Source organism: Sporosarcina sp. Y838, from assembly GCF_056786515.1.
Genome location: NZ_JBXCJD010000001.1, coordinates 579,722 through 589,437, shown reverse-complemented (window position 1 = coordinate 589,437; position 9,716 = coordinate 579,722). Strand labels below are relative to the sequence as shown.

Annotated in this window: 8 protein-coding genes; 3 read left to right on the top strand and 5 right to left on the bottom strand. The window is 37.0% G+C overall.

What is annotated here, in order from left to right:
- On the bottom strand, nt 1-1,447 hold a 1,447-nt coding region (locus AC1TO4_RS02775), incomplete at its 3' end, for an RNA-guided endonuclease InsQ/TnpB family protein (protein WP_482104028.1).
- 165 nt (nt 1,448-1,612) lie between these two features.
- Entirely contained in the window at nt 1,613-2,320 is a 708-nt protein-coding gene (locus AC1TO4_RS02770; protein WP_482104027.1) for a DUF421 domain-containing protein, read from the bottom strand.
- Nucleotides 2,321-2,638: 318 nt separating this feature from the next.
- On the opposite strand from AC1TO4_RS02770, the gene AC1TO4_RS02765 reads away from it, so the two are divergent.
- Nucleotides 2,639-3,322: a VCBS repeat-containing protein gene (locus AC1TO4_RS02765; protein WP_482104026.1), complete on the top strand. Its 684-nt coding sequence runs from the start codon at nt 2,639-2,641 to the stop codon at nt 3,320-3,322.
- 122 nt (nt 3,323-3,444) lie between these two features.
- Here the strand turns inward: AC1TO4_RS02765 and AC1TO4_RS02760 are convergent, their stop codons facing one another.
- Nucleotides 3,445-5,640 carry a transglycosylase domain-containing protein gene (locus tag AC1TO4_RS02760; RefSeq protein ID WP_482104045.1) on the bottom strand — a complete coding sequence of 732 codons (2,196 nt, stop codon included), beginning with the start codon at nt 5,638-5,640 and terminating at the stop codon, nt 3,445-3,447.
- 508 nt (nt 5,641-6,148) lie between these two features.
- Here AC1TO4_RS02760 and AC1TO4_RS02755 point away from each other — a divergent pair.
- Together AC1TO4_RS02755 and AC1TO4_RS02750 are read left to right on the top strand one after the other, a co-directional pair.
- Entirely contained in the window at nt 6,149-7,078 is a 930-nt protein-coding gene (locus AC1TO4_RS02755) for an ABC transporter ATP-binding protein (protein ID WP_482104025.1), read from the top strand.
- The gene (locus AC1TO4_RS02750) at nt 7,062-7,919 is read left to right on the top strand and encodes an ABC transporter permease (protein ID WP_482104024.1); all 858 of its coding nucleotides are present in this window, start codon (nt 7,062-7,064) and stop codon (nt 7,917-7,919) included. The genes AC1TO4_RS02755 and AC1TO4_RS02750 overlap by 17 nt, the downstream gene beginning before the upstream one ends.
- Before the next feature lie 294 nt (nt 7,920-8,213).
- On the opposite strand, the gene AC1TO4_RS02745 is transcribed toward AC1TO4_RS02750, so the two are convergent.
- Both AC1TO4_RS02745 and AC1TO4_RS02740 read right to left on the bottom strand, forming a co-directional pair.
- Nucleotides 8,214-8,915 carry an ABC transporter ATP-binding protein gene (locus AC1TO4_RS02745; protein WP_482104023.1) on the bottom strand — a complete coding sequence of 234 codons (702 nt, stop codon included), beginning with the start codon at nt 8,913-8,915 and terminating at the stop codon, nt 8,214-8,216.
- A gap of 11 nt (nt 8,916-8,926) precedes the next feature.
- On the bottom strand, nt 8,927-9,703 hold the full coding sequence (locus tag AC1TO4_RS02740; protein ID WP_482104022.1) for an ABC transporter ATP-binding protein: 777 nt from the start codon (nt 9,701-9,703) through the stop codon (nt 8,927-8,929).
- Nucleotides 9,704-9,716: the final 13 nt, after the last annotated feature.

Genomic DNA, 9,716 nt, shown 5'->3' with positions numbered 1-9,716 from the left:
ATCGCACATTGACCACTTGAGGCTGGGAACACACAGCCGCTATACCGTTAGCGAATGCTTTCGGCACTACTTTTCTTAGGATGTTTGCTGCACCATTAACATCCGCATTTATCAAAAATTTATTTTTAGTACGGTAAATACCTCGTTTTAATCTTTTTCCACTGAATACTTGTTTGACATTATCCCCCGATTTGTAGGTCGGAATAATGTCTTCATCTACAAAACTTGCCTGTGATGTGTAGCTTTCTTCAGTTACAATTACTGAAATGCCCTCAGCATTCGCTTTGTAACTGATTAATTCTATTAGCAGTGAGTGTGGCACTTGGACGAAGTTTTGATTATTTCTTTTCCCTAATTCTATTTTTTGTTTCCACCCCACATTCTTGCCAATAACAATTGCATCAATGTTTCTTTCCACGGCTATTTTCACGATATTGAAACTAACTTTATGGAAAAAGTCTATGATTTGTCTATGTCTTGCGGAATCTAATTTTACTAACTTTTTGGAATGGAAGTTTCCTTCTCTTGGTTTTTGTCCGTTACGAAGAGCAGCGTAGTAATATGCACGTATTTTGTTGTACCACTGATTGATGGATTTTACTTTACCGCCTTTAAATAGGACTGGGACGTGCTCTGTATTAAACACTAGCGCTGCAATGTTATCAAGTCCTAGATCAATGCTCATGCATCGTTCCATTTTGGCGGATACTTGTTTTTTTAACTCGATTAAAAACACTAATTCAACAGTAAAACAATTGTGCTTGGGTATGATTCTCACTTGTTGAAACTTACCGTTGAAATTTGCTAACTTACCAATATTTATTTTTCTTTTAGTTTTTGGGAAGCTTAGATATTTACCGTCTTTAATTTTGCAAATCTGATTCGATAGAGTTGATTCTTTCCTGCTTCCTTTTGGTAGGTAACCAGGAATAGAAGGTCTTCCTGTATATTTTCCTGGATTCTTCTTGAAGTCTTTCAAACTTGCGAAAAAACTAGTCCAATTTTGCACGACATTTCTAAGAACTTGTTGATTTATCTGACCTGGTAATGAATAATGGTCTTTTTGTTTAATTGTTTTAAATAGACAATCAAGAAAATTGTAACCTAAGAAGGATTTTTCTTTTGAAGGTAACTCAAATAGGTTTTCCTTTATTTCTCTTTGTTCGTCTTTCGGTTTCATTTGTTCTTTTTCTAATTTTTTGCTATATGCTCTTCGTTGATTTGCATTCATTTTATCAATATTGTCACGAATTGTGTTCATTACTTCTATTCGTAAAGGTTGTAACACACCTTCATTGTTTAAAGCAGTGTATACCTGCCTGATAAAGAAATTTGTCGTGTTATACAAGTTATTACTATTTAGACAAAGTTTATTGAAATAAGAATATATTCTATGTCCTTTTTTACTGTTGATTTGATAAGTTCGGTAATCTTTTTTCAGTTCCATATTTTCTCACCGCCCTTCGTAAGAATATTCTACTAAACAGAACATAAGTTCGTCAAGTGATATCACTTTATAACGAAAAAAAGAAAGCCAATTCATCCCACGACTGAAGTCACGGGTGTTCTCGGCTCAATCATAAACAGTTTCGATTGATTCATGACGCTTTTATCATTTATTTTCGGCACTGCTATCCACATATAAACTTCCATCAGCTTGAATTTCTGCATAAAAGACTTGCTCGATATGTCCTATACCCTGTTTTTTCAACTGCTCGTACAACCACTCTTCTGTTAAACCAAGTTCTGTTAAATTCTTTTTGACGATTGTATACTCAGATATGATTTCCATCGGAATATATTTCGCTTGGGGTGCAGGTGCGTTCACATCTTTTTTCGTAGCAGGGTCCAGCCCCGCTTTTTTCAAAACACTCAAGGTTCCATTCGTTTCAAACACGGCATAATCGACGTCTTTGATTGAAAAGATCCCTTGTTCCCGCAACATCATGTTCAAATCATTAAGACTGAGCCGTGCTTTTTTCATGGATTTCTCAAGTAATTTTCCACCATGCATGACAATTGTCGGCTCGTCGTCAAGAATGACACGGAATTTCTGTGATTTGAGTGCAATAAAACTCATGAGCAATGTCAGCAGCGCCCACCAGACCATCGCTAAGAGACCATTCAAAAAAGGACCTCCTGATTTACTAACAATTTCAGCAGCGATGGAACCAATTGTTATGCCTGTTACGTAATGGAAAAATGTCAATTGGGAAATCTGTTTTTTCCCCATAAGGCGCGCAAGTATGAGTAGAACAATAAATGAGAGCGTTACCCTTAGTATCATTTCCCAGAAATCCAGTTCCCACATTTCACCCATACCCTAAACACCTCCATATCATGAGTGTTCCCTACAGTCTTTAGTATATACGTAAAAAAAAGCCTCAAACGGGTAACTACATTTGAAGAATTGCGCCACTTTTACTTCAAAGTGAAAGGTACTTGTGTCAGACACAGAGACAAACAATTCACACATCTAAGTAATTATACAAAGGATAAATACAAAGCGCACAGGTACCTAAAAACTTGTGTTTTAATTTGTAGGGAAGTGAAAATCAACAAGCTACTATCAGCATATATTGCAATGAACAACGATTGTATTTGAATAGGAGGGATTAATTTTAACGAAAATACTACATTGTTGGACTGGAAGACAGGGGATGTCAACGGAGATGGCATTTTAGATACCGTCTATTTATATGGTAATGTCGATGGACCACCAAGTATCTTTGCCGACAACATTTCGCTTGTGATTCGAGATGGGTGGTCAAATAAAAGTACAACCGTTCATTTCAAAAACAACGCGGGATATAATGCTAGGTTGTTTCTTGGCGACTTTAATAAAGATAATATACCTGACATTATGGTGAGTATTGATATGGGCGGGAGTGGTGGATATGGCATCTTTTATATCTATTCCTTCAGAAATAACATTTTAAATGAGCTGTTTAACTTTGACAAATACAATGGAGAATACACACTCCAAGTAAATTACGACGATTTTTATAAGGTTCGTGTTGAAAGTCACTCGCCTAAAAGGTTGTTCATTATAGACATTAGCACAAAAGGACCTGATTATTTATCACAGTATTACGACGCTAATGGACTACTTAAAAACCCAGTAGTAGGTGGGGTTCTCGCCCTAGGAGCTGTTAATCCAATCATTACAAATAACAAAAGCTACAATTATGACTTAGTAGCTCTACAGCGTATTATTGGCCCAACAAATGCAGATACGTTAGGTTACGTTGAAAACCTACTGTCATGGAATGATACACAATTTCAATCAAATCGCTTGTCTGTATCAGTACCATTTGAATGAAAAAAGCCCTTCGGAATTTAGGAATGATCCTAGTTTCCAAGGGCTTTTTCGATGAAAGAATGTTAATCATTAAATTGCTGGAAAGCTTTCCTTACCTCTTCAGGACAAGTAATCATGTCTCTCTAGTCATCTTTATCCTTTTTGTCTTTGTTTTTGTCTTTGTCTTTGTTTTTCTCCTTATTTCTCTTGTCCTCCTTATCCTTTTTGTTTTCTTTGTCTCTGTCTTTACCCTTATCCTTCTTGTCCTCTTTATCCTTTTTGTTTTCTTTATCTCTTTCTTTGCCCTGATCTTTCTTATCCTTGTTGTTTTCTTTATCTCCGTCTTTCCCCTTATCTTTCTTATCCTCTTTATCCTTTTTATGTTCTTTATCTTTCTTCTGACCGTTCTCTATCATTTTACTTTGTTTCTTTTTCTTCTTTTCAACCAATGGTAAATTAAAGTCCTTGTTGGGCAATTCACTCATGAATTTAGCTACTATTTGTTGGAAGATAGTTGTGACTGTGACACCACTAGTTGCTGTTAAGTAATGGTCTTGATCTGTTTTATCATACCCTAACCAAATTGCACCAACGATGTCTGGCGTATATCCAACAAACCAGTGATCCTTCGAACCAGCTACACCTGGGAATGGTAGTTGTGTAGTACCGGTTTTTCCAGCTACGTCTAGTCCGGGTATCTGTGCATTTTTAGCTGTTCCGTTTTCGACAACATCTTTTAGCATATACGTCATCTTTTGAGCAACTTCCGGTTCCGTAACTCGGTCAGATTTTCCACTCCAACTTCCAACTATTTTCCCTTCAGCATCCTTTATTTCTGAAATAGCATGAGCTTGCATCATTATTCCATCGTTAGGAAATGCGGAAAAAGCCTGGGCCATTAACAAGGGTGACGTTCCTCGGTGTAAGCCCCCTAGTGCTAGTCCGAGATTATGATCTTCTTTTTCTAAAGGAATACCGAACCGTTCAACTGCACTAAAACCCTCTTCAACGCCCATTTCATTCAACAACCAAACTGCGGGTATGTTATAAGAATTAATGAGTGCATCATACATTGTGACTGTTCCGCGGTATTGTTTATCAATATTTTGTGGTTGATAACCGCCTATATTGATTGGTTCATCAACCAGCATATCCCCAAATTCATAACCCTGCTCCAATGCAGATGTGTAAACCGCGAGTGGTTTTAATGCTGACCCGGGCTGCCTTATTAAATTTGTCGCATTATTAAATCGTTTGTAAGTATATTCTCCTCTTCCTCCAACTAACGCGCTAATCCCACCTGTTTTAGGATTAATGAATATGGACCCACTTTGAATCAGTTGATCAGGCTTGCTATCTGGAAAATTGTTTTCATTCTGGAATACTTCTTCCGTAGCGTCCTGAATAACAGGATTTAGTTCCGTATAAATATGAAGTCCCCCAGACAGCACTTCATTCTCAGTTAGCTTGTACTTATCTACTGCTTCCTGGATTAGATAGTCAACATAATATGGATAATTCCCTTTATAATCTACCGTCTCTTTATCCGTTAATACAATGGGTTGAGTTAGGTTTTTTTCAAAATCCTTTTGACTGATGTATCCTTCGCTCTTCATTAATGACAGCACGATATTTCTTCGGTCAACCGCTTTTTCCATGCTTTTATAAGGCGATAAGTTAGATGGGGCTTTGACTATTCCTGCTAGTGTAGCTGATTCGTTTAATGTTAGTTCACTAACATCTTTACCAAAATAGACTTGTGCTGCTCGCTGAATGCCCCATGCGCCTTCACCAAAATAAATTCGATTTAGATAGCGTTCCATGATTTCATCTTTAGAGTACTTTCTCTCAATTTTCTTAGTGAATATAAGTTCTTTGAATTTACGTGTATAAGTGCGTTCCGCGGTTAGAAATACATTTTTCGAAAGTTGTTGCGTGATTGTACTACCACCAGAAACGACTTTACCTGAAACTAAATTTTGCATGAATGCTTTGGTAATGCCAAAGTAATTAATACCGTTATGCTTATAAAAATGTTGGTCTTCTGTAGCGACAAATGCTTCAATGAGTTCTTTTGGAATTTGGTCCAGACTAACTCCTTCGATTTTAGAGTTAGAAACTTTACTTGCTACCTCGCCATTTATATCATAAATAAATGTAGGTCTTGGTTCAACAATATCCAATTTACTTACATCGCTTAACGATATTAAAATAGTAAATACCAATAGACCAAACAAGATAATGCCTATAGAGACTACTAATAGTCTACTAATGAGTTTTTTTGATTTAAAACATTCTTTAATGTTGCTTAATCGTGTCTTTTTTTTCCTACGTTCCATTCTACCCAAGCTAATACCACCCTCTATATTGTTGCAAAAAAATCATGAAGCCATATATTACACAGACTTCTTGACAATGCATACCTAGTATCCAACACTAAACTAAAGCCAATACGATATCAATAGTGTCAATGTCGCATTCGGTACTGCTTACAGATGCCCTTGTCCATGCGCGTGCTTGAAAACAATAAATACGATCCAACCTTACAATTGGCTTTTAGATAATTTATTACATGTTGATTCAAAAAGGACGGAACGGTATCAATTTTCAGATTCCAATGAGTGTATGGACAGAAAATTCTGTTACACTTGTTAATATATACAAAAAGAGAACTATATTTCTCTAAATAGGTATACAGCCGTATGAGTTTGAATAATTAATAGAAGTTATTGCTATTGATTTATTTGACAATCCGCTTATTCCCAATCGGAATCGGATTCATTGTCGACCCAGCGAGTGCAAATCGAATGAATACAATTATTCAAAACCGAAAAACGGAGGGATTTCTTGAATAGAATCATCGAAGTGAGTGGGCTGTCAAAATCATTTGGGAAATTAGAAGCTGTGAAGGATATCAACTTTCACGTTGAAGAAGGTGCTTTGTTTTCATTTTTAGGTGCAAACGGCGCAGGTAAATCAACGACCATATCCATTTTATTAACGCTATTGAAACAAGATACAGGCGAGGTGAGAGTAAATGGATACACCTTAGGAAAACAAGACGATAAAATTCGACAGGAAATTGGCGTCGTCTTCCAAGACAGCATATTGGATCCTTTGTTAACAGTCGAAGAAAATTTACAAGTTCGAGCATCTTTTTATGGAATGTCGAAGGAGGAAAAGAATAAGGCAATTCAACGAGTAACGGCTATTACAGATTTACATTCATTTATTAAACGTCCTTACGGAAAACTATCGGGCGGTGAAAAAAGAAGAACTGATATTGCGCGGGCACTCATACATACGCCCTCGATTTTAATATTAGATGAACCGACAACCGGCCTCGATGCCGGGAGCCGAAAAAGTATTTGGAACACGATTTTACAACTTCAAAAAGAAACAAAGATGACTGTTTTTCTAACGACGCATTATATCGAGGAAGCGGCCAATTCAGATTATGTGGTTGTGATGAAAGCGGGAGCAATCATTGCAAAAGGAACACCTGAACAACTAAAAAATGACTATGCATCTGATCTCTTAGTCATCACAGCAGTCGATGAGAGAGCGATGAGGAGCTTATTATCCGAAGATGAAATTGAATATAAAGTAGATAAATCACTATTCTATGTTCAGCTACAAGAAACAAAGTCGGCAATTCCAATACTAGTGAAACATGCAGAATATATCTCTTCTTTCGAAGTCCGAAAATCAAGCCTAGATGACGTGTTCATCGCAATTAACGGAAAGGACGTGAACAGCGATGATGGCATTCACTAAAAGGAATATTTTATTATACTTCCGTGACAAAACAACAATCTTCTTTTCATTTCTTTCAGTTATTATACTCATCGCTTTGTATGTTCTTTTTCTAGGAGATTTAACGTCAAAAGGACTTCCTGACTTCCCTTCAAAAAAATTATTACTCACCTCTTGGTTCATTGCAGGAATTCTCGCGATTACTTCGATGACGACTACTTTAGGATCTTTTGGCATTCTAGTAGAGGATCGGACATATAAAAGGTTTATGGATTTTTATGCCTCCCCTATTTCTCGTGCTAAATTGGTTGGCGGCTATATTTTAAGTGCATTATTTATTGGGTTTATCATGTGTATTTTTACATTAATCGTTGCAAACGTCTTTCTTTTCCTATCTGGCGAGGGACTGTTGGCTTTTGACAAGACAGTCTTATTGGTTGGTGTCATAGTATTAGCAGTTGTCTCAAGTGGCTCAATGGTTCTGTTTGTCGTCTCATTTTTCAAAACAACAAATGCTTTTGCCGCCGCAAGCACAGTCATTGGCACGCTGCTCGGCTTTTTGGCAGGCATCTATATTCCAATCGGTACGTTACCCGACTACCTTCAAACAATCGTAAAATTATTCCCAGTTTCCCATTCTGCCTCGCTGTTTAGACAACTTTTAATGGAAAATTCATTGGTCGAGGCTTTTGCAAATGCACCTCCTGGATTAAAGGAAGATTTCTTATCCAATATGGGCGTCGTTTATGAAATGAATGGCCAAACAATAACGAAATTGATAAGCGTACTGTATTTAATCGGCACAACAATTGTTTTTTTCATCCTTTCACTTATCGTTATGAATAGAAAAGAGAGAAGTTAATCCATTACATTCATTAAGAGCATGTTTTAATCAGTCTCTTTTCAAAACATGCTCTTTCTATATGTTCATTCTTTGTTTCTGTTGCTAACAGTTCCCTTTGGATTTGATCTTTCAGATGGATTTATCGTGAGATGGCTGCTGCATGCGTTGCTCGGTCATCGCTTAGACGTTGGATTTCCTCGAATGCCACTTTAAATAGCTACAATCTCCACCAGTACCGAACACATCTCATCCAACACAAAAACGCTTGGATATTTAATATCTAAGCGTTTTTGAAATCTTACTAATGTAATACTATGCCAAGTATGCTTCTCGGACTTCTTCATTCGTTATCAAATCATAGCCATTTCCTTGAAGTTTAATTTCTCCTGTTTGAATCACATAACCTCTATGCGCAATTTGCAGCGCTTGATAAGCATTTTGTTCCACAAGTAAAATCGTTATGCCTTCTTGATTTAATTCTTTTATGATTTCAAAAATTTGTTCCACAATGATTGGAGCTAGTCCCATTGAAGGTTCGTCTAGCATTAATAATTCCGGTTCCATCATGAGTGCTCGCCCGATGGCAAGCATTTGCTGTTCTCCTCCGCTCATCGTCCCCCCTTTTTGTTCAATACGGTCTTTCAATTTAGGGAAATAGTGAAATACTTTTTCCATTCTTTCATTGATGACGTTTTTATTCTTTACAGAAAATGCGCCCATTAGTAAGTTTTCCTTTACCGACAGTTTTGAAAAAATTCTTCTACCTTCGGGAACATGAGCAATTCCCAATAAAGTCGTTTCATGGGCAGGCTTGTTTGAGATTTCCAGTTCATTATATAAAATTTTGCCAGTCTTTACTTTCACCAATCCGCTTATGGATTTGAGTGTGGTTGATTTTCCAGCACCGTTACTCCCTATAAGTGTTACAATTTCTCCCTTTTCTACTAACACGTCAATACCCTTTAAGGCCTGAATACCACCATAATAGGATTCAACATTTACTAATTGAAGCATATATTGTCCCCCTATCCCGTTTGAATAGCTCCCGATCCTAGATATGCTTCTATAACCTTTGGATTATTTCTGATGTTCTCAGGCTTACCTTCCGCAATTTTTTCGCCATGATCTAATACAACGATATGTTCAGAGATTTCCATGACGAGCTTCATATCGTGCTCGATTAAGAGAACGGTTAGATTAAACTCATGTTTCATGCTCTTTATGAGCTGAGTCAGATTTTTTGTTTCTTTTGGATTCATCCCCGCGGCAGGTTCGTCTAATAATAAAACCTTTGGATTGGCAGCAAGGGCTCTTGCGATTTCCAGCCTTCTTTGTGCGCCATAGCTTAGGTTACACGCTTTTTCATTTAAAAGATGAGCCAGTCCTACATATTCCAATAAATTATAAGCGGCCATTTCTGACGCTTTCTCTTCCTTTCTGATGGCAGGAAGATTTAATAGAATACCCATTAGACCTGCTTTTAAATGGGTATGCATACCAACAAGAACATTTTCAAGCACTGACATTTCATTAAACAAACGGATATTTTGAAATGTCCGTGCAATCCCTTTTCTCGAAACGTCATGTGGTTTTAATCCATTTATTTTCTCGTTTTCAAGGAGAATCATGCCAGACGTTGGCTGATACATACCAGTAATCATATTAAAGAACGTAGTTTTTCCAGCGCCGTTTGGTCCAATAACTGCTGTAATTGAGTTTTTCTCTACTGTCATTGATACATCTTGATTTGCTGTTAGACCGCCAAACTTTTTAGTTAAATTTCGAACTTCTAAAATAGACAATGACTGCACCTCC